This is a genomic window from Streptomyces sp. NPDC001508 (assembly GCF_040298665.1).
GTDB lineage: Bacteria > Actinomycetota > Actinomycetes > Streptomycetales > Streptomycetaceae > Streptomyces.
Genome location: NZ_JBEPAP010000056.1, coordinates 41,610 through 61,862 on the forward strand (window position 1 = coordinate 41,610; position 20,253 = coordinate 61,862).

Genomic DNA, 20,253 nt, shown 5'->3' on the forward strand with positions numbered 1-20,253 from the left:
CGCTGTCCGATCCGTTAGCGGTGTCCGATCCGTTCAAGACGGTGGCCGGGCGGTCTCCGCAGTGCTGCCGTCCTGGACACCACCGGCGCATCCGGTCACCTCGGCATCCACATCGACCGCTGCGTGGCGCACGTCTACCGGGTTACGGCGGCCGGGGAAGCCGTCCTCGGCTACGGCGATGTCGAAGCCGACGACATCCGCGTCGCGGTGGGAAATGGCCAGGCGGCGATCTCCCGGGTGCGGGCGAGCATCCGCATGCCGCACGGCAGGGCGCCGACCGGTTACGGCGGCCGCAGGGCGCCGGATCATCGGCTGGGGGGACGGGGCCGGGTCCGCGGCGCGGCGCGGCACACGCCGGGCGGGCGGTGCGGGGCGTCGGGCTATGAGGGGAGCAGGCGGCCGACGGTCTTCTCCAGGCGGGGCAGGGCCCGCTGCCCCATCAGGGCCAGCGCGATCGACGCCGCGACGCCGAGCCAGGCGACGGGTCCGAGCGGGGTGCAGCCGAAGAAGCGGCTGACGCCCGGGGTCTGCACCAGCGCCGCGAGCACCATCGCCGAGCCCAGTGAGGTGAACCGGACCAGGCGGCTGTCGCGGCGGTCCAGCAGGGTCTGGGCGAGCTGCGCGCCGACGACGCCGCACAGGGCCATCGTGCTGGAGCGGCGGGCCGTGCCGGGCGTCCAGCGGCCGATCAGCCAGGCCGTGACGGCACCCAGGCACGTGGTGAGCGCCCGGTGCCGGATCTGTGTGAGCAGCGGGGCGCCGAGCACGGCCGACGCCGCTTCGGGGGAGTTCGCGAACCTCGCCTCCGACGGCTCTTCGGTCTCCTTCCGTGTGACCGCGACCGCCATCGCCGGGAACAGGTCCGTGAACAGGTTGACCAGCAGCATCTGCCGGGTGGACAGCGGCGCCCTCCCCGACAGCAGCGTGCCGACCAGCCCGAACCCGATCTCCCCCGCGTTGCCGCCGATCAGGATGGCGATCGCGTCGGCGACGCTGCGCCACAGGGCGCGGCCCTCCCGCACCGCGTCGATCAGGACCGTCAGATCGTCGTCGGTGAGGACCAGGTCGGCGGCGTTGCGCGCGGCCGACGAACCCCGGGCGTTGATGCCGACGCCGACGTCGGCCGCGCGGATCGCCGCCGCGTCGTTCGCGCCGTCCCCGACCATGCCCACCACGCGGCCGGCGTCCCGCAGCGCCTCGACGACCTTGAGTTTCTGCTCGGGCGCGACCCGCGCCACCACGGTGGTGTCGCGCAGCATACGGGCCCTGGCCGAACGGTCGGCTGCCGCCAGCTCGCTCCCGGTGATGACGGCGGTGTCCTCGGGCCAGCCGAGCGCCAGCGCGATCGAATGCGCGGTCTGCGGGTGGTCGCCGGTGAGCATCACCGGTCGTACGCCGGCCTCGCGCAGGCCGCGCACCAGCGTCTGGGACGTGTCGCGCGGCGTGTCCGCCAGCCCGAGCAGCCCGGTGAACTCCAGGTCGCCCAGGTCCTGTTCGAGCACGTCCTCGGGGTCCTCGGCCGCGCTCAGCCGACGCCGGGCCACCGCCAGGATCCGCAGGCCGTCCCCGGCGAGGGTCCGCGCCGCCTCGGAAATCCGCTCGGGCAGCCCGGCGCAGGCGGGCAGCACGGTCTCCGGGGCGCCCTTGACGACCAGCATGCGCGGGCCCTGACCGGCCCGGCCGACCGCGGCGGCGTATCCGCGGGCGGCCTCGAACTGCCGTCCCTCCGACTGTGCCCAGTCCGGGTCGGGTCCGGTGGCGTCGAGCACCGCCTCGTCCGTGGCGTGCACCGGCCGGTCCGAGCCGCCGTTGAGGCGGGGACAGGCCCGCGCGGCGACGCGCAGCGTGTCGGCCGCGCCCGGGGCGCCCACCGGGTGGACCGTGCCGTCGTGGTCGGTGGCCTTCGCCAGCCGCAGCCGGTTCTCGGTGAGGGTGCCGGTCTTGTCGAAACAGATGGTGTCCATGCGGCCGAGCGCCTCCAGCGCCCGTGTCGTACGCACCAGCACCCCGTCGCGGCTCAGCCGCCGGGCCGCCGCCAACTGCGCCACGGTGGCCACCAGCGGCAGACCCTCGGGCACGGCCGCCACCGCGACGGCGACCCCGCCGCTGACCGCCTCCCGGACGGGCGTGCCCCTCAGCAGCGCGAGAGAGGTGATCGCGGCTCCGCCCGCGAACGTCAACGGCAGCGCCCCGGCGGTGAGTTCGCGCAGCCTGCCCTGCACGCCCGCGGCCGGCGGGGTGCGGGCGGCGAGCCGCACCGCCCGGGATGCCTCGGTGCGCTCGCCGGTGTCCACCACCACGGCCCGCGCGTGCCCGACCGTCACGGTCGTGCCCTCGAACACCATGGAGCGCCGGTCGGCGACCGCGGCGTGCGGGGTCGGCTCGGTCTGCTTCTCCACCGGCAGTGACTCCCCGGTCAGCGCCGACTCGTCGACCTCCAGTCCGTCCTCCCACAGCAGCCGGGCGTCGGCGGGCACGACGTCGTCGGTCTGCAACTCGATGACGTCTCCCGGTTCCAGTTCGGCGGCGTCCACGGTGTGCGGCTCGGCCCGGACGCTCGGGGCGAGCCGTGCGGTCCGCTTCTGCTGGGCGAGCAGCCCGGACACGGCGCGTTCGGCGCGCAGCCGCTCGATGCCGCCGACGAGCGCGTTCAGATCCAGGGCGCCGAGGACGAGCAGGGCGTCCACGACCGAGCCGAGGATCGCGGAGGCGGCCGAACCGACGGCCAGTACGGGGGTGAGGGGATCGTGCAGTTCGTCGCGTACGGCCTTGGCGAGTCGCACCGTCCACCACGCGGGGGCGAGGACGGCGGTGTGCGACGCGGCCTGTGCCGCTCTGCGGGCCTGGGCCGACGCCTGTTCCAACCGGCCGTGCCCCGCGGCCGGTTGGTGCTCCAGCCGGTCCAGGGCCTCGTTCGCCTCCATCTCGTGCCAGTGCACCCGGGGCCGCGGCACGGGCGGGCGGGCCGCGGCGACGCCGAGCGCCGCGCGGGCGGCGGTCAGCAGGGCGGCGGCCGCCGCGAGGTCGACGGGGGCGTGCCGCAGTCCCGGCAGCGCGGATCGCCGGCCCCGGCCGCCCTTCGACCCGCCGACGGCCACCAGCAGTCCCGACAGCGCGGCGCCCGAGCGGGCCAGGGTCTGCGCCCGGCCGCCGACGCGACGGGCCGCCGGTATCGCCGTCAACACCCGCCACACGTCGGGCAGTCCGTGCGGGGCGAGCACGTCCGCACCCCAGACGACGGCGCCGCCCGCGTCGGTGAGGGCGCAGGCGATGTCGCTGGCGAGCAGCCCGTCCAGCACGACATGGCTGTCGCGGGAGCGGATCCGGGCGACGGTGATGACGGCGCCCGCGTCGTCGCCGAGCCCCTGGACCACGTCGTCCAGCGGTCGCCGTGCGTCCACGACCTGGTCGGCGAGGCCGGTGAAGTCCTCAAGCGCGGGGTCGTCCACGAGGACGACATGCAGTCCGGCCCGGCGTGCCGCGTCCAGCACGGGTTCCGCCCAGGGGTCGGCCTCTCCCCGTTCGGTGCGCAGCGCGCTCGGATGCAGCACGAGCGTGCCCGCCATCTCCAGTTCCCGCAGCCGCTCCGGTTCACGGGCGAGGACGCCCGATCGGGCGAGCGCGGCGCCGAGCAGGGCGTGGAAGGCGGCCGGCCCGTAGCGCGCGGCCTTCGGCGATCCCGCGAGGACCGCCTCGGCCGCCTCGGTGACATCACGCTTGACCAGCAGGGTCGCCGCCGCTCCGAGCACACTGCCGAGCGTGGCGTGGCCGGCGTAGTGCTGGGCCGGGGAGACACGCAGGGCGGGGCGCGGGGCGCGAGGGTCCGCGATGCTGATGCGGTCGGGTCCGCTGAGCTTGTCGTGGTGGGTGTCGAAGAAGGCGGCCCGGGACACGGTGTCCGCGAGTTGGCAGGCGCGCAGCGCTCCGTCGAGCAGCAGCGAGGCGGGCGTCTGCCCGCCCCCGTGCGCGATGGCGTTCGCGCACGTCAACGTCATGTCCATGCCGAAGTGGCCGATCCGGTCCCTCAGCAGTGCGCGAAACCGCGGATTCTCCCGCAGCAGCGTCACGACGGCGGTGACCACGCGGGGCGACGGCGGCAGCCGCAGGAAGTACGCCGTGATCGCCACGCCCGTTCCCACCACGTCGGCCGCGAGCAGGGCCGCCGCCGCCCGCACCCCGGCCGGGTCGGCCGGATGCGCGCTCTCCTCGGGGCCGCCGTCCGCCGGGGCCAGCCCGTGGCGGTCCGCCAGCCGCAGCGCGTGCTCCACGACGTCGTCGCCGACCGCGTCCTCGGTCCCGGTCACCACCAGATGGCCCAGACCGTCGTCCCAGTAGGCGAGGAGCACATCCGGGTGCCGGCCCACCTCCTCGGCCAGCCGACGGGCGGCCCGGCGCGTCCGCTCGGCCGACTGCTCCGGGTCCGCGGGCCGCAGCGCGAGATGGGCTCGCGCGCCGGCCCGCCACTGTGCCGCGGACCCGGGCAGGGCGGTGCGCGCGACCCGGGCCACCCGGACCGCGCCGTCCACGCCCCGCACTCCGGCCCGGGCCGTGCCGGCGATCGCCCCGGCGGCGATCCCGGCCGCGGGTGCGGCCACTTGCGCCAGCAACCACGGCGCCGTGGGCAGTGCCCGGACGGCGGCCGACGGGGCGGTCAGCAAGCCCAGAACCATGACGCATCACTTCCCCTGGGTCGCGGCTCAGCGAGTGGTGCGCCCTCGCTTCGCCGTCGTCGTACGGGCGCTCGTACCGCTCCTCGTCGTACGGGTGCTCGTACCGCTCTTGGAGGTCGTGCCCCGCGGGGCCGCCGACGCGGTCTTCTTCTGCGCCACCGTCGACTTCTGCGCCGGTGTCGGCTTCTGTGCCGCTGTCGACTTCTTCGGAGCCGGCGTCGATGTCCGGCGGCCGGTGCTCGCGCGCTGTGGAGCCGCTGCGGCCGTCGTCGGCGCCGCCGGGCCCGCGACGGCGCCCGCCGCCTCGGCCTCGGCTTCCTTGGAGCGCGCCTGGGTGAGCCAGACGACCGCCGCGCCGGTGAGGGCGACGGGCCATTCGACCGCGCCGACCGCCCCGAGCACCCCGGCGCCGGTGTAGACGGCCAGCCGCCGTCCGCGGGGCGACACCGATTCGACCTTGTCCAGTATGCCTTCGCCGGCCCTGGTCAGCGCCTCGGCGCCGGGCACCTTGCGCACCGCCGAGGCCGCGGCGCGCAGGGGCGCGACGGGGCGCGAAGGCGACTTCTGCTCGGCCATGACCGCTCCTTGCCTGCGCTGGTATCGCTTGCGTCCTGCCGAGTGCCCCGAAACACGCGCCCGTCCCACCTCCCACGAAGGTCGTTTTCACCGGGTGCCGCCGTGGATACTGGCCGGGTGATCCCCCTGAGCGGACAGTCGCGGGCCGTCCCCGCCGCGGTGCGCGACTATCTGGAGGAACTGGTCCGGCGCACGAGCGCGGTGTGCGGACCCCGGTTGGTGAGCGTCGTCGGCGTCGGCTCCCTCGCGCTCGGCGACTACCGGCACGGGCGCAGCGACATCGACGTCACCGTCGTGGTCGAACCGGCGCTGCCGCGGCCCGTGCTGCGCGACCTGGCCAGGGCCCTGGCCCACCCGGGACTGCCCTGCCCCGCGACCGGGCTCGAACTGGTGGTCTACGCGGCGGACTTCGCCGCCCGGCCGTCCGGCGCGGCCGGGTATCTGCTGAACCTCGACACCGGCGCACTACTGCCGAACCGGGCCGACTACGACGCCACCCGCTCCCCCTCGTTCTGGTACGTCATCGACCGTTCCGTCGCCCACCAGTGCGGTGTCCCGCTGTACGGCCGGCCCGCGCGGGAGGCGATCGCCGCGCCGCGGCCCCCCGAGCTGCTCTCCGCGATCCGCGCCTCCCTGCGCGAGCACAGCGACGGCGAGGGGCACCTCGCGGACAACCGCGTCCTCAACGGCTGTCGCTCGGTGGTGTTCTGCCGTACCGGCCGCTGGCAGGCCAAGCGCGCCGCGGCACGCGAGATCGCCACGGCCGAGGCGGACTTCCGGCCGCTCGTCGAGGCCGCGGTACGCAGTTTCGAGCGCCCGCGCGCAGCCGCCGAGCCCCTTCCCGGCGCCGCGGTGCGGGCCTTTTCGGCCTGGGCGCGCGAACGCGTCGACGAGAGTGCGCGGGCGGCCGGGATCTGAGGACCCGCGTCGGCGGGCCCGCGGGCGTCCGCGGTCGCCCGCGGGCCGCGGGGTGCGGCGCCGGGCCCAGCGCGGCGTCCAGACGTCGCCTCCCGTGTGCTCCGGGCGCAGCGCCGCGAAGTGGTCGCGCAGGGCGCCGAGGGCGGGGTGCCGGTTGCGGGTGTGCCACAGCAGGGAGTGCGGGTAGACCGGTGTGGGCCGGTGCAGCGGGATGCGCCGCAGGTCGTGGCCGACGGGCCGGACCAGCGGTGTCCGCTCGCTGAGGAAGGTCGCCGGCGTCGAGGACGCGGCGATCGTGTCGATCAGGGCCTCGACGCCGAAGTCGGGTCCGACCGTGTCGATGGTGCAGCCGAATTCGGCGGCCAGTTCGTCGTAGTACGCGGTCCACTCGGTTCCCGGTGCGTTGCCGGGCATCCGGACGCGCTGCCCCGCCAGTTGTGCGGGGGTCAGGGCGCCGGCGGTCGCGAACTCGTGGCCGGGGCCGGTGAACAGCTGGAGCGGTTCGTCGTAGACGGGTGCGGCCTCGATGTCGTCGGGCAGCTCATGCCCCGGCATGGCGACGGCGCGGAAGGCGGCGTCGATGGCGCCTGACCGCAGGGCCGCGACGGCGGCGTCCGCGTCGAAGAGGGTGACCACGTCGAGGGCGATCTCCGGGTGCGCCCGGTGGAAGTCGCGCAGCTCGCCCGCCGGCGAGAGCCTGCGGCCGATGACGTCGACGCGCAGCGCACGCCGGCCGGGGCACACGGCGGCGACGGCCCGGTCCCGGACCTGAAGGGGATCGCGGGCGTGCGGCAGGAAGACCTGCCCGTCGATGGTCAGCCGGGCCCCCTGCGCCGTGCGGGTGAACAGCCGCACACCGAGGTCCTTCTCCAGCGCGGCGACCCGCTTGGAGACGGCCTGTGGAGTGAGGGACAGGTCGACGGCCGCCCGCGGGAACTGCCCTGATTCCGCGACCGCGACAAAGGTGCGCACAGCGTTGAGATCCACCCGGCCACCCTAGCCGCACAACATCCGGTTGTGCCGTGCCGGTCCAAAGACGCTCGACTCTTGACGAGGCTGACGTATCACCGCACGCTTGCACAACTCATCGTTGTGTCACTTCACCATCTGCTGCGTGGTGGCGATCACTTACGTCACCACCGGACTCGACCTGCCGAAGAGCCCCGTGCTGCTCGCCGTGCTGATCGCCTGCGCCGTCGAATGCCGCATCCTGCCGTACGTCGAGGCCCGCTCGGACCGTATTTCGAGGCCCTCTCGGACCGTATCGGGCGGCGCAAGGTGTACATCGCCGGTGCCCTCTTCCAGGCGATCCTCGCCGTGCCGTCCTTCCTGCTGCTGCAGACCGGCCAGTTCTGGGCCTACGTGTTGGGTATGACCCTCGGACTCGGCATCGGGCACGGCGCCATGTACGGCGCTCAAGGTGCCCTCTTCTCCCCCCTCTATCCGGTCAACGTCCGCTACACGGGGCTGTCGGTCACCCAGCAGACCGGCGCCGCCCTCGGCGGCGGTCTCTCCCCGCTCCTCGGCACCGCCCCGCTGTCCGCGGCCGGCGGACAGCGGGCCCGGCTGATCGTCCACTGCGTGGGCGTCGCCGTCGTCTCCGCCCCGGCCGGCACCCGGCCGGCCGCCGGCGAGGCGCCCGCCCCCACGACCGGCGCACCGGCCCCGCACCTCCCCGAAAGGACCCAGGTCTCGTGAACAGCCTGTTCCTGCCCGAGCAGCACCCCGTGGAGCAGGCCCTGCGCGGCCTGGCCCTGGCCCACCCCGACCTGCTGTACCTCACCGAGGACCCGCTGTACGTCACCACCCGCGACCGGCACCCCGGCCGGCGCGTGGGCATCGTTTCCGGCGGCGGCTCCGGCCACGAGCCCCTGCACACCGGATTCGTCGGCCGCGGCATGCTGGACGCCGCCGCCCCCGGCCGGATCTTCGCCTCGCCGCACAACCGGCAGGTGTACGAGGCGTCCCGGGCCGTCGCCGGCCCGGACGGCGTGCTGCACATCGTGAAGAACTACACCGGAGACCGCATCAACTTCGGCATCGCCGCCGAACGCCTGCGCGCCGACGGCATCCCCGTGCGCCGCGTCCTCGTAGACGACGACCTCGCCACCGACAGCGCCGAGACCGCCACCGGCCGCCGCGGCACCGGCGCCACCGTCATCGTGGAAAAGCTCCTCGGCGGCGCTGCCGACCACGGCCTCGGCCTCGACGAACTCGCCGGCCTCGGCGCCGAGTTCGCCGCGGCCTCGCGCAGCCTCGCGGTCGCCGCGCGCGCCCAGACCTCCCCGTCCCGCGGCGGCGAGGCGTTCGCCCTGCCCGACGGCACGCTCGAATACGGCGTCGGCATCCACGGCGAGCGCGCCGCCGCCACCCTGGAACACCCCGGCTTCGAAGAACTTGTCGACCGCATGACCCAGCGGGTCCTCGACGCGCTGCCGACGCCCACCGGCCGTGTCCTGCTGCTGGTCAACGGCCTCGGCGCGACCACGCTGCTGGAGTTGCACGCCGTCCACGCACGGGTGTCCGAACTGCTGGACAAACGCGGCCTGAGCGTGGCCGGCCGGCTCGTCGGGACCTTTGTCCCGGCCCTGGACATGAGCGGCTTCTCCCTCACCGTGACCGCCCTGCGCGAGGACTGGACCGCCTTCTGGCACGCACCGGCCCGCACCCCCGCCTTCCCCGCACTGGAGACGATCCGTTGACCATCGACCGGCATCTCGTCCTGCGCACCTACGCGCAGGCGGCCCACACCGCGCACGAGACCCTCACCGCCCTCGACCAGCTCTCCGGCGACGGCGACTTCGGCGACAACCTCCGCGAAGGACTCGACCGGGTCGTCTCGGCCCTGGCGGCCCGGCCCGCCGCACCGCCGTTCGCGGTGGCCGCGGAGGTCTTCCTGAACGAGGTCGGCGGCACCAGCGGCCCCCTGCTCGGACTGCTGTTCCAGGAGATCGCGGGCGCCCTCGCCGCCGGGGACGACCGCACGGCCTGGGCCCGCGGGGTACGCGAGGGACTCGCCGCGATCCAGCGGGTCGGGGAGGCGGAGCCCGGGGACCGCACCATGGTGGACGCCCTGGTCCCGGCCCGGGACGCCCTGGAGGCGGGGGAGGACCTGCGGGACGTCGCCCTCGCCGCCCTCGCCGGCGCCCGGGCCACGGCCTCGCTGCGGGCCCGGCGCGGACGCGCCTCCTACGTCGGCGAACGCGCCGTCGGCTGGGCCGACCCCGGCGCCATGGGGGTCGCCCTGCTGTTCTGGTCCCTGGCCCGGGCACAGGACCGGTCACCGGGTGAACTGACGGAGTTCCTCGGGACCCCGCACGAGCCGGGCCAGAAGCCGGCACCGGGCCGGAAGACCCCCGCACATCAGGGCTGACCCCGAGTGCCGGTGCCGTACCGCGCAGTGTGCGGTGCGGCACCGGCGCCCACGACACGAGTGACCCCGCCCCACCCCGGACACGCCGCCGCACCTTGAGCGGACCGGCTCCCCGCAGAGAGGGCGTACCGACGGGCTCAGCGGGAGCGCCCCGGCCCGCAGCCGCGGCGGCTGCCCGGCACGCGGGCGTCGATGACGAACTGCCCGCCCCCGCCGCCCCGTTGCCCTCCGGGCTGTTCGCCACGGAACCGACGGCCGCCCCACCGGCCCGCGTGACCGGCCGCGTCGGCCACCCGTGCCCGACTGTGCCCCGTGACCGACCGCACCCGCGGCACCCGTGCCCGGCCGTGCCCCCTGACCGACCGCACCCGCTCCATCCGCGCCCCGCGCCTTCGGGATGTCGTGACGGGGGCCCGGCGAGTACACTATTCACTGGGTGATGAATTACTGGTGACGAACCGCTGCTCTCCGGAAAGGCAGGGCCGTGATGGAACGGACCACATGTTGTGTCGTGGGCGGTGGCCCCGCGGGTATGGTGCTCGCCCTGCTGCTGGCCCGGGCCGGCGTCGAGGTGACCGTCCTGGAGAAACACGAGGACTTCCTGCGCGACTTCCGCGGCGACACCGTGCACCCCTCGACGCTCGCCCTGCTGGACGAGCTGGGCCTGGCCGACAGGTTCGCCCGGCTCCCGCAGCGCCGGGTGCACACCGTCCAGATGCCCGTCGGGGCCGGCCGGTCGCAGGTCACGGTCGCCGACCTCGCGGTGCTGCGCGGCCCGTACAACTACGTGGCGATGGTGCCCCAGTGGGACCTCCTGGACCTGCTCGCGGACGAGGCCCGGCGGGAACCCTCCTTCCACCTGCGGATGGGCACCGAGGCCCACTCCTTCCTGGTCGAGCACGGCCGGGTGACCGGCGTCCGCTACCGCACCCGGGACGGCCGCCACAAAGAGCTGCGCGCCCTGCTCACCGTCGCCTGCGACGGCCGCGGCTCCCTGGCCCGCTCCCGGCCGGAACTGGGACTGCGCCGCTACCGCTGCCCGATGGACGCCTGGTGGTTCCGGCTGCCCCGGCACGCGGGGGATCCGCGCGGACTCGTCGGCGCCGCGGGCGACCGCTTCCTGACCGCGATGATCGACCGCGGGGACTACTGGCAGTGCGCCGCCCTCATCCCCAAGGGCTCCGACGCCCGCCGCCGCGCCGCCGGGCTCGACCGCTTCCGCACCGAGTACGCCACCGCCGTCCCGTGGATCGCGGACCGCGTCGACCGGCTGCGCTCCTGGGACGAGGTCAAGCTCCTCGACGTCCGCCTTGACCGGCTGCGCCGCTGGCACCGGCCCGGGCTGCTGTGCATCGGCGATGCCGCCCACGCGATGTCCCCGGTCTTCGGCATCGGCATCAACCTCGCCGTCGAGGACGCCGTGGCCGCCGCGCGCCATCTGGTCGGACCGCTGCGCCGCGGCACCGTGGGCCTGCACGACGTGCGCGGCATCCAGCGCCGCCGCCGGCCCACCACCGTCGCCACCCAGGGACTGCAACGCGTGGCCCATGCGCGCCTCATCGCTCCCGTCCTTCAGGGCCGCCCGCCCCTCGGCGATGTGCGCAGGGCCCGGCGTGCGGCCGGTCTGCTCGCCTCCTCCCGGCTGCTGCGCCGGCTGCCCGCGTACTTCATCGGATACGGGGCCCTGCGCGAGCGCCCCCCGAAAAGCGCCGTCCGATAGCCCCGCGCGGGCCCGGACATAGCCCCGCGCGGGCCCGGACATAGCCCCGCGCGGGCCCGGACATAGCCCCGCGCGGGCCCGGACATAGCCCCGCGCGGACCCGGACATGGCCCCGCGCGGACCCGGACACGGGCGAGCGGCCCTCGACGCCGACCGGCCGACTCCCCAGCCGCGATAACCCCGGGGCCGCGCGAACGAGGGCGCCCGGACGGGCCCGCTCTCGCGGTGCGCAGTTCGTCGTCGGTCGCGGCCGGCGCCGCGGCCTCGTCCACGGCGGGCACGGGCGAGGCGATGTCCCGGGGCGGCCGGACCGCGGCTCGTCCCTGTCCCAGCACCGCGCCAGGTCGCCCCCGGGGGCGACCGTATCTCCCCCAGACGGTCCGTCCGCCGCACGGACGGCGCAGGCCCCCCAACGGAGCGAGCGACGTGCCCGCCGCGCCCGCCTCCGGGACCGTCCCGACCGGCCGGGTATTTCCGCAGGTCAACGGGCTATTAACGGACATGACAACGGTCACCGGTGCAGTCTTTGGCGTTTCCCCCGCGCATGCGTTTCACTGCGAGTCGGGCATCCGTCACGAGCGGGGAGGCACGAGATGAGCGAGCACGACCACGGCGTGGGGCACGACCACGGCGCGGGCGGCCACGCGGGGCACTCGCACGGCCTGGCCGCGGACGCCGACCGCCGCTGGCTGGCCATCGCGCTCACGCTGATCACGGTGTTCATGGCCGCCGAGGTCGCCGTCGGTATCGTCGCGAGTTCCCTGGCGCTGATCTCGGACGCGGCGCACATGCTCACCGACGCCGTCTCCATCGTGCTCGCACTTGTCGCGATGCGGCTCGCCGCCCGGCCGGCGCGCGGCGGCTACACATACGGCCTGAAGCGGGCCGAGATCCTTTCCGCCCAGGCCAACGGGCTGACCCTGCTGCTGCTCGGTGCCTGGCTCGCCTACGAGGCGGTGCGCCGGCTGATCGCGCCACCGCAGGTCGAGGGCGGTGCGATGCTGGCCACCGCGCTCGCCGGGATCGCCGTGAACATCGCCGCGACCTGGTGCATCTCCAAGGCCAACCGGGCCTCGCTCAACGTCGAGGGCGCCTACCAGCACATCCTCAACGACCTGTTCGCCTTCATCGGTACGGCGATCGCCGCCCTGATCGTGGTGCTCACCGGCTTCGCACGGGCCGACGCCTTCGCCACACTCGTCGTCGTCGCCCTGATGGCGAGGGCCGGATACGGGCTGCTGCGCGACTCCGGTCGGATCTTCCTGGAGGCCGCCCCCGCCGATGTCGACCCGGACCTGCTGGGCGACACCCTCGTCGGCCGGCCGGCCGTCATCGAGGTCCACGACCTGCACGTCTGGCAGATCACCTCCGGCCAGCCGGCCCTGTCCGCGCATGTCCTGGTCGACCCGGACGGCGACTGCCACGCCGTCCGCCGGGACCTGGAGGCACTGCTGCGGCGCGACTACGGCATCACCCACACCACCCTCCAGGTCGACCACGCCGCCGCATCCGTCCTCCGTGTCACCCGTCCCGGCGAGCGGACCGACGGCCCCGACCACTGCGAGGCACCCCACGGCCCCGCCCACCGCGACGAACCCCACCCGCACTGAGGCCGCACCACCCGGCCGGGCCACGGCCGGGCGGCGCGGAGCGGGGGGTCAGGCCCGATGTGCCTCCCGTGCAGTCGGCACCCGGTTCCAGGGTCTGCTCGCCCAGCCGTGCCGTGGCCGGGCAGGGAGGACGGCGGTGTGCCGGTGCGGACCCGCCTCCGCTGGTGTGGGTGAGGACGGCGGTGTGTCCGGGCGGGCCCGCTCCCGGTGGTGCGGGCATGGCCGTCGGGGGACGGCGGTGTCAGGGGTTCGTCAGCGTTGGACCGCCGACCGTCAGGGTCGCGTCATGAGGCGTCGGAGGCCGGGGCGGCAGGGCCTAACGTCGACGCAGCGCCCCGGTCTGCCTCCCCGCGGCCGGGGCGATCCAGCAGACCCGCCCGAACACAACGGATCCCGTCGGAGGCATCCCGTGACAGAACTCCTGGACGACGACCCCGAGCCTGCCGATCGGCACCCGGCCGGACGCCTGTTCGTCCCGGTCCGGCCGGGACCATGGGAACACGCGCTCTGTGTTCTCCGGGTTTTCCGCACCCCTTTGGGCAGCCGCACGGCCGTCGGCTTCACCTCGCCGCGGCGCCTGACCGCGACCCTCGGCCGTGAGCAGCCGTGGCTCGAACTGGCCGAGCCCGCGCTGCGTTCGCTGCTCGTCCCGCTCGGCGTCGCCCTCGTCACGGTGGACCCGCAGCTCTCCGCACCGGCCCCCGCGCCCGCTTCGTGGTGGACCCGGCGGGCGTCGCCGTGTACCGGGTGCTGTCCGTCGAAGAACGCACGGCCGGGCACAGCTTCGTCGCCGTCGACGGCGGCATGGGCGACAGCCCACGACCCGCTCGGTACGGTGCCCGGTACGCGCCCCGGCTGATCGGCCGGCGTACGACGTCGGCGACGGCCCGGGTGACGATGGTGGGCCGACACCGCGAGGCCGGCGGCATCCCCGCCGCCGATGCCCCGCTGCCCGACGACCTGCGGGCGGGGACCTGCTCGCCGTTCCCTTCCACCACGGCGACCGGCTGGTGCTGTACACGGACGGAGTCAGCGAGGCCCGTGACGAGCGCGGGGTCTTCTACCCGCTCCGCGCGCGCCTCGCCGCCTGGGTGGACGAGGCGCCCGTGCCGCTGGTCCGGCGCATCACCGCCGATCTCAGGGAACACGCGGGAGGCCGGCTCGACGACGGCATGGCCCTGATCGTCGCGCGCCGGGACACCATCCGTTCCTGAACGTCCGCAAGGGGCCCGGTCACCGGCCGCACCCCGGCACCCGGGCGCCCTCCGGGGCGAACAGGCGCGCCACGGCGGCGCCGATGCCCGGCCGTCCCCCCGGCCCGGGGGAGAGGGACCCCAGAGCGGGGGACAGCGGGACGGCCCGTCGGGCGGCGGGGTGTCGCGGGCGGCGGTGTTGGGAACAACGGGAGCTGCGCGCTGACTTGGTGCTTTACAGTGAACTTCACCAGATCCGGCGACAGTGGGACCTGTGAGGTAAACACCGACCATGCCGACCGAAACGTTTGAGTACCAGGTAGAGGCCCGTCAGCTGCTCCAGCTGATGATCCACTCGGTCTACTCGCACAAGGACGTCTTCCTGCGCGAACTCGTCTCCAACGCGTCCGACGCGCTGGACAAGCTGCGCCTCGCGGCCCTGCGCGACGACGCGCCCGACGCCGACACCTCCGACCTGCACATCGAGATCGAGGTCGACAAGGAGGCCCGTACGCTCACCGTGCGGGACAACGGCATCGGGATGTCGTACGACGAGGTGGGGCGGCTCATCGGCACCATCGCCAACTCGGGGACCGCCGAGTTCCTCCGGGAACTGCGGGAGGCCAAGGAGGCGGGCGGCGCCGAGGGGCTCATCGGCCAGTTCGGCGTCGGTTTCTACTCCGGCTTCATGGCGGCCGACGAGATGACCCTGGTGACCCGCAAGGCGGGCGAGACCCAGGGCACCCGATGGAGCTCCCGCGGCGCGGGCACGTACACCCTGGAGACCGTGGACCAGGCCCCGCAGGGCACCGCCGTCACGCTGCACCTCAAGCCGGCCGACCCCGAGAACCAGCTGCACGACTACACCGCTCCCTGGAAGATCAGGGAGATCGTGAAGCGCTACTCCGACTTCATCACCTGGCCCATCCGGATGGTCCCGGAGAAGGGCGAGGGCGACGACACCACGCCCGAGCCCGAGACGCTCAACTCGATGAAGGCCCTGTGGGCGCGCTCGCGCGACGAGGTCTCGGACGACGAGTACCACGAGCTGTACAAGCACATCAGCCACGACTGGCGGGCCCCGCTGGAGACCGTCAGGCTCCAGGCCGAGGGCACCTTCGAGTACCAGGCGCTGCTCTTCCTGCCGGAGCACGCCCCGCACGACCTGTTCACCCAGGGCCACCAGCGCGGTCTGCAGCTCTATGTCAAACGCGTCCTGATCATGGACGACTGCGAGGCGCTGCTGCCGCCCTACCTGCGGTTCGTCAAGGGCGTGGTCGACGCCCAGGACCTCTCCCTGAACGTCTCCCGCGAGATCCTCCAGCAGGACCGGCACATCCGGCTGATCCAGCGGCGGCTGACGAAGAAGGTCCTGTCCTCGGTCAAGGACCTGAAGGCGAACGACACGGAGCGGTACGCCACCTTCTGGCGGGAGTTCGGGGCGGTCCTCAAGGAGGGGCTGATCACCGACACCGAGAACCGCGAGGCCATCTGCGCCGTCGCGTCCTTCGCCAGCACCGACGGCGACGACCGGCCCACCACGCTCCAGGAGTACGTGGAGCGGATGAAGGACGGCCAGGACGACATCTACTTCATCACCGGCGAGTCCCGGCAGAGCATCGAGAACTCTCCCCACATGGAGGCGTTCCGCGCCAAGGGCATCGAGGTCCTGCTGCTCACCGACCCCGTCGACGAGGTGTGGGTCGACGCCGTCGGCGAGTTCCAGGGCAAGCGGCTGCGTTCCGTCGCCAAGGGCGAGATCGACCTGGGGAGCGACGGCGACGAGCAGACCGAAGGGGAGAAGGAGAAGCAGAGCGAGGAGTACGCCGGTCTGCTCGGCTGGATGAAGGAGCAACTGGGCGAGGACGTCAAGGACGTACGGCTGTCGTCGCGGCTCACGGTCTCCCCGGCCTGTGTCGTCTCCGACGCCGACGACCTCACGCCGGCGCTGGAGAACATGTACCGCGCGATGGGGCAGGAGGTGCCCGCGACCAAGCGGATCCTCGAACTCAACCCCGACCACCTGTTGGTGCAGGGCCTCAACCAGGCGTTCAAGGCGCGCGAGGACCACTCTGGTCTGGTGGAGAGCGCGGAACTCCTGCACGGGCTCGCGGTGCTCGCCGAGGGCGGCCGGCCCAAGGAGCCGGGCCGCTTCGTGAAGCTGGTCGCGGACGCGCTGGAGCGCACGCTGTAGCACGCACGCCTGCACGGCGGTCGTGGAGCACGCGCTCCGCGACCGCCCCTTGTGGAGGCGCTCCCAGACGACCATGATGCCGAGATGGCCTCGTCTCCCGCCGTACGCCCCTACCGTCCAGCCGACCGCGACGCCGTCGAGGACATCTGCGTCCGCACCGCGCACGTGGGCCAGGACAGCCGCCCGCACTACGCGGACCCGGCGATCCTCCCCGCGACCTTCGCGGCTCCCTACCTCCATCTGGAACCGGAGTCGGCCTTCGTGCTCGACGACGGCGCGGGGCGCACGGTGGGCTACATCCTCGGCACCGCCGACACGCCCCGCTTCGTCAAGGAGTTCCGCGCCCGGTGGCTGCCCGGGGTCGCCGACCGCCACCCCGAGCCCGCCGGAGCAGCGAGCACCCCGGACGAGGAGATGGCCCGGCTGCTGCACCACCCGGAACGGATGATCGTCCCTCAGGTCGCCGCCTATCCCGCCCATCTGCACATCGACCTGCTGCCGGCCTGGCAGGGCCGCGGCCACGGACGCGCGCTGATGACGGCCTTCCTGAGGGCCCTGGCGCACCGCGGCGTCCCGGCCGTCCATCTGTGCATGGGCACGGCCAACACCGCGGCCCGGGCCTTCTACGACCGGCTGGGCTTCCACGAGATCCACGTGCCCGACCCGGGGCCGGTCACCTATCTGGGCCGGACGACTGAAGTGCCGGTGCCGTAGGCCCCGTTCGGCCCGGCAGGGCGGTGCGGGCCGCCGTCAGGGCCTGGCCGGCGATGACGTCGGCCTGCCGGAACAGCGCGGCGTCGGACCGGGCGCGGGCGCCGATCGCGTTGTTCCACTCGACGCCCTCCAGCGGGATGCCGCACGCGAACAGCCGGCCGGAGGCGACCCCGTCGGCGTCCCGCACCCGCAGCCGGGCCGGCTCCACGTCGGGGGAGGCGATCGCCGACGCGGCACTGCCGCTCTTCCTGGAGCACGGCTTCGACCAGGTCACAGTCGCCGAGGTGGCACGGCACGCCGGAGTTTCCACCAACACCGTGTTCAACTACTTCCCCACCAAAGAAGACCTCTTCTTCGACCGCCAGGCAGAAGTGGAGGGCCACCTGGCCACGCTGGTACGCAACCGGGCAGCCGGCGCCTGCCCGGTGGAGGCCGTCCGCGACGACCTCAGGACCGCCCTGCGGCACGACGATCCCGCACTCGGGTTCCACCCCGACGCGCCCCGGTTCTGGCGGACCATCCGGGACAGCGCCGCACTGCGCGCGCGCGAACGCGAGATCAGTGAACGCGCCGAGGCCGCCCTCACGGCCGCCCTGGCCGAACACCCGCCGAACACCACCGACGAACCGAACATGGCCGAACCCTCGGTGCTCGCGCTTCTCGCAGGAGCGATCGCCGGCACACACCGGGCAGCCCTGCGTGAACTGCAACGGCGGATCCTGGCCGGCGAATCACCCGCGGATGTCCGCGACAGCGTCGGCGCGGCGGCGGCCCGGGGATTCGGCCTGCTCTGCTGCGGACTTCATTGACGATGCCGGTGCCCGCCCCCGGGGACAGCGCTGATTGCGGTCTTCGTCGCCGCAGGGCTCCGAGGCTCGCCGCAGAAGGCGGTTTCGAGGAGGGTGTGGGACGTCGTGGTCTGGGGGGCGGTGGGGAAGATGCCCGACGGGTTGAAGGAGACGGCGAGTTGACGTCGGCCGTCCGGGGTGCCGAAGCTGAGGGCGGTGGAGCCGTACATGCCGCCGCCGTGTCCCCAGACGGTGGTGCAGGACAGGCGGGCGCGTTCCAGGCCCAGGCCGTAGCCGCCGTCCGGACCGAGGTCGACCGCGGTGGTCAACTCCCGCTGCTGGGCGGGCCCGAGGAGCCTGCCGCCGAGGAGGGCGGCGGTGAAGCGGGTCAGGTCGTCGGCCGTGGAGATCATTTCTCCGGCCGGCCCGGCGGCGGACATGTTCTGCTCGGTGATGTCCACGGGCTTGTGCCCGGGCCGTAGCAGATAGGCGTGGGCGTGCGGCTCGGGCAGCCGTACGGAGGTGCCCGGCACCCGGGTGTGGGTGAGGTGGAGGGGCCGCAGGATGCGACGGGTCACTTCCTGCGCGTAGGTGTGGCCGGTCACCTTCTCGATGAGCAGGCCCGCCAGGAGGTAGTCGGTGTTGGAGTAGCGCCATCCGGTCCCGGGAGGGAAGTAGGCCGCGTGAGCCGGGTCGTCGGCCAGGGCGACGAGCGCGGCGGGCGTCCAGGTGCGCCAGCGGCCCGTCGACAGCCAGCGCTCCAGGGCGGCGGGGTCGGCGGGATCCTCCAGGACGCGCGGGTCTTCGGTGTAGTCGTAGATGCCCGAGGTGTGATTGAGGATCTGCCGCACCGAGACGGCGTCGGCGTCGCGGACCACGCCGGGCAGGTGACGACCGATCGGGTCGTCGAGCCGGAGCCGTCCCTCTCCCGCGAGTTGCAGGACGACGGCGGCGACGAAGCTCTTCGTCACGCTGCCGATCCGGAAGGAGCCGTCCGGTCGGACGGGCGGCCGGCGGGCGAGGTCCGAGGTGCCCGCGCTGCCCCGCCAGACGGCGACGCCGCGCTCGCGTACCTGTCCGAGGGCGGCCGTCGCGCCGTCGGAGACGAGCGCGCCGAGGTGCCGCTGGAGTGATCCGGTGGCGGCCTGAGCCGGCGTCCGCTGCGCGGGCAGTGCCGCGGCGGGGCCTGCCGAGCAGGCCAGTGCCACGGCCACGGCCGCGGCCGCGGCAAGGTTCCGCAGCCGTCCGTGGCCACGCTGAATGGGCATGAATGCGCCGTCCTTTCCTGCACCAGGTCTGCCGCCTGGAGCGGCCGTCGGGGATCGCCCCGGTCATCGGCGTCCTCGGCCGGGGCACGGTCACGGTTCGTCTTTGCCCAGCGGTATCGCCCGTACCGTCCGCATGAGCCGCGCAGGCATCTCGCCGTGGCTCAGCCGTGCGGACCGGCACACGGCACGCCGGCCCGGCACGTACTCCTATCGCCGCAGCGCGGCCATCGCGATGCGCTCGGCGACCGGGTTCATCGACGTGCCCTTGGCGTCGGTGGAGTTGACCGAGTAGACCAGGGTGCGGCCGAGGTCCCGGGTGGCCGCGACCGCCGTGCTGTACCCGTAGCGCGCACCGGACTTGAGCCAGTAGACGGTGTGGTCGTACGTGAACCGCTGGAGCCCGGCGCTGTAGGTGGCGTCGTCGATGCCCGGCGGGAGGGTGAACATCTCCCGCAGTTGCGGCTCCGGTACGATCCGTCCCCGGAAGAGGGCCGTGATCAGCCGCTCCAGATCGGCGGTGGTGGAGATCATGTCGCCTGCCGCCCAGCGGTCCGACTGGTTCCAGTCCGTGACGTCCACGAATCGTGTGGTCCCGTCGGGTCGCTTCACCAGCTGGTAGCCGTGGTTGTGCGAGCCGTGGATGCGTGGGTCGGTGCCCGGGAAGTATGTGTGGCGCATTCCGGCGGGGCGCAGCACCAGGCGGGTGGCCTCGCGGGCGTACGAACGTTCCGTCACCTTCTCGATCAGCATGCCCAGGATCGTGTAGTTGATGTTCAGATACTCCTGCCGTCGGCCCGGGCAGAACTCCGGGCCCTTCGCCACCGCCGACGCCACCACCCGGGCCGGGGTCAGGGTGTCGAAGCGGTGCGCGTACTGGTCCTCGAAGCCGTCGCCCCAGCCGTCCCCCGGCCGGATACCGCTGGTGTGGTTCAGCAACTGACGTACGGAGACCGGCTCGAACTCCGGGGTGAGCAGGTGCGGCAGGTAGCGCTGGATCGGCGCGTCCGGATCGACCCTGCCCTCAGCCGCCAGCCGCAGTACGGTCGCCGCCGTCACGACCTTCGTCGTCGAGCCCGCCCGGAAGAGGGCGTCGGGGTCCGCCGCCCGTCCATGCACCAGATCGTGCACGCCCGCGCTGCCCCGCCAGGGGCCGTCGAAGCCGCCGACCCGGACCAGCGCGGCGGTCGCGTCGGTACCGGGCAGACCGGCGAGCGCGGCCCGCAGCGCCG

General features: G+C 74.0%; 14 protein-coding genes and 3 pseudogenes. 11 read left to right on the forward strand and 6 right to left on the reverse strand.

The window, feature by feature from the left end; all coding sequences use genetic code 11:
* Window positions 1-380: 380 nt before the first annotated feature.
* The 3 genes and pseudogenes from ABT245_RS35010 to ABT245_RS35020 all read right to left on the reverse strand — a co-directional run.
* On the reverse strand, window positions 381-4,670 hold the full coding sequence (locus tag ABT245_RS35010; RefSeq protein WP_351741802.1) for a cation-translocating P-type ATPase: 4,290 nt from the start codon (window positions 4,668-4,670) through the stop codon (window positions 381-383).
* A 27-nt stretch (window positions 4,671-4,697) separates the two neighbouring features.
* Window positions 4,698-5,246, reverse strand: a complete 549-nt coding sequence (locus ABT245_RS35015) for a hypothetical protein (protein WP_351741804.1) — start codon at window positions 5,244-5,246, stop codon at window positions 4,698-4,700.
* Between the two features lie 975 nt (window positions 5,247-6,221).
* A pseudogene (locus ABT245_RS35020) lies at window positions 6,222-7,151 on the reverse strand (LysR family transcriptional regulator); the annotation flags it as partial.
* Window positions 7,152-7,364: 213 nt separating this feature from the next.
* Here ABT245_RS35020 and ABT245_RS35025 point away from each other — a divergent pair.
* The 10 genes and pseudogenes from ABT245_RS35025 (at window position 7,365) to ABT245_RS35070 (ending at window position 16,968) form a co-directional block, all read left to right on the forward strand.
* Entirely contained in the window at window positions 7,365-7,862 is a 498-nt protein-coding gene (locus ABT245_RS35025) for an MFS transporter (protein WP_351741807.1), read from the forward strand.
* Complete coding sequence (locus ABT245_RS35030; RefSeq protein ID WP_351741809.1) at window positions 7,859-8,866, forward strand: dihydroxyacetone kinase subunit DhaK; 1,008 nt, start codon at window positions 7,859-7,861, stop codon at window positions 8,864-8,866. Before ABT245_RS35025 ends, ABT245_RS35030 begins: the two co-directional genes overlap by 4 nt.
* Window positions 8,863-9,537: a dihydroxyacetone kinase subunit DhaL gene (gene dhaL / locus ABT245_RS35035; protein ID WP_351741811.1), complete on the forward strand. Its 675-nt coding sequence runs from the start codon at window positions 8,863-8,865 to the stop codon at window positions 9,535-9,537. Before ABT245_RS35030 ends, dhaL begins: the two co-directional genes overlap by 4 nt.
* Window positions 9,538-10,024: 487 nt before the next feature.
* Entirely contained in the window at window positions 10,025-11,257 is a 1,233-nt protein-coding gene (locus tag ABT245_RS35040; RefSeq protein ID WP_351741832.1) for an FAD-dependent oxidoreductase, read from the forward strand.
* 593 nt (window positions 11,258-11,850) lie between these two features.
* Window positions 11,851-12,867, forward strand: a complete 1,017-nt coding sequence (locus ABT245_RS35045; protein ID WP_351741813.1) for a cation diffusion facilitator family transporter — start codon at window positions 11,851-11,853, stop codon at window positions 12,865-12,867.
* 286 nt (window positions 12,868-13,153) lie between these two features.
* Window positions 13,154-13,495, forward strand: a pseudogene (locus tag ABT245_RS35050) (SAV_915 family protein); the annotation flags it as partial.
* A gap of 119 nt (window positions 13,496-13,614) precedes the next feature.
* Window positions 13,615-13,785 (forward strand): annotated as a pseudogene (locus tag ABT245_RS35055) (diaminopimelate decarboxylase); the annotation flags it as partial.
* 92 nt (window positions 13,786-13,877) lie between these two features.
* The gene (locus ABT245_RS35060) at window positions 13,878-14,081 is read left to right on the forward strand and encodes a SpoIIE family protein phosphatase (protein WP_351741816.1); all 204 of its coding nucleotides are present in this window, start codon (window positions 13,878-13,880) and stop codon (window positions 14,079-14,081) included.
* A gap of 271 nt (window positions 14,082-14,352) precedes the next feature.
* A complete protein-coding gene (htpG, locus tag ABT245_RS35065) occupies window positions 14,353-16,254 on the forward strand; it encodes a molecular chaperone HtpG (protein ID WP_351741819.1) in 1,902 nt (633 codons plus the stop codon).
* Window positions 16,255-16,338: 84 nt separating this feature from the next.
* On the forward strand, window positions 16,339-16,968 hold the full coding sequence (locus ABT245_RS35070; RefSeq protein ID WP_351741822.1) for a GNAT family N-acetyltransferase: 630 nt from the start codon (window positions 16,339-16,341) through the stop codon (window positions 16,966-16,968).
* Here ABT245_RS35070 and ABT245_RS35075 read toward each other — a convergent pair.
* Window positions 16,928-17,242, reverse strand: coding sequence for a hypothetical protein (locus tag ABT245_RS35075; RefSeq protein ID WP_351741837.1), 315 nt, complete (start codon window positions 17,240-17,242; stop codon window positions 16,928-16,930). The two genes, ABT245_RS35070 and ABT245_RS35075, sit on opposite strands and share 41 nt — an antisense overlap.
* Between ABT245_RS35075 and ABT245_RS35080 the strand changes: the two genes are divergently transcribed.
* Window positions 17,190-17,777, forward strand: a complete 588-nt coding sequence (locus ABT245_RS35080; RefSeq protein WP_351741835.1) for a TetR/AcrR family transcriptional regulator — start codon at window positions 17,190-17,192, stop codon at window positions 17,775-17,777. The genes ABT245_RS35075 and ABT245_RS35080 overlap by 53 nt on opposite strands.
* On the opposite strand, the gene ABT245_RS35085 is transcribed toward ABT245_RS35080, so the two are convergent.
* Window positions 17,771-19,024: a serine hydrolase domain-containing protein gene (locus ABT245_RS35085; protein ID WP_351741824.1), complete on the reverse strand. Its 1,254-nt coding sequence runs from the start codon at window positions 19,022-19,024 to the stop codon at window positions 17,771-17,773. The genes ABT245_RS35080 and ABT245_RS35085 overlap by 7 nt on opposite strands.
* Window positions 19,025-19,231: 207 nt before the next feature.
* Window positions 19,232-20,253: serine hydrolase domain-containing protein (locus tag ABT245_RS35090; protein ID WP_351741826.1), on the reverse strand; the 1,022-nt coding region annotated here is incomplete at its 5' end.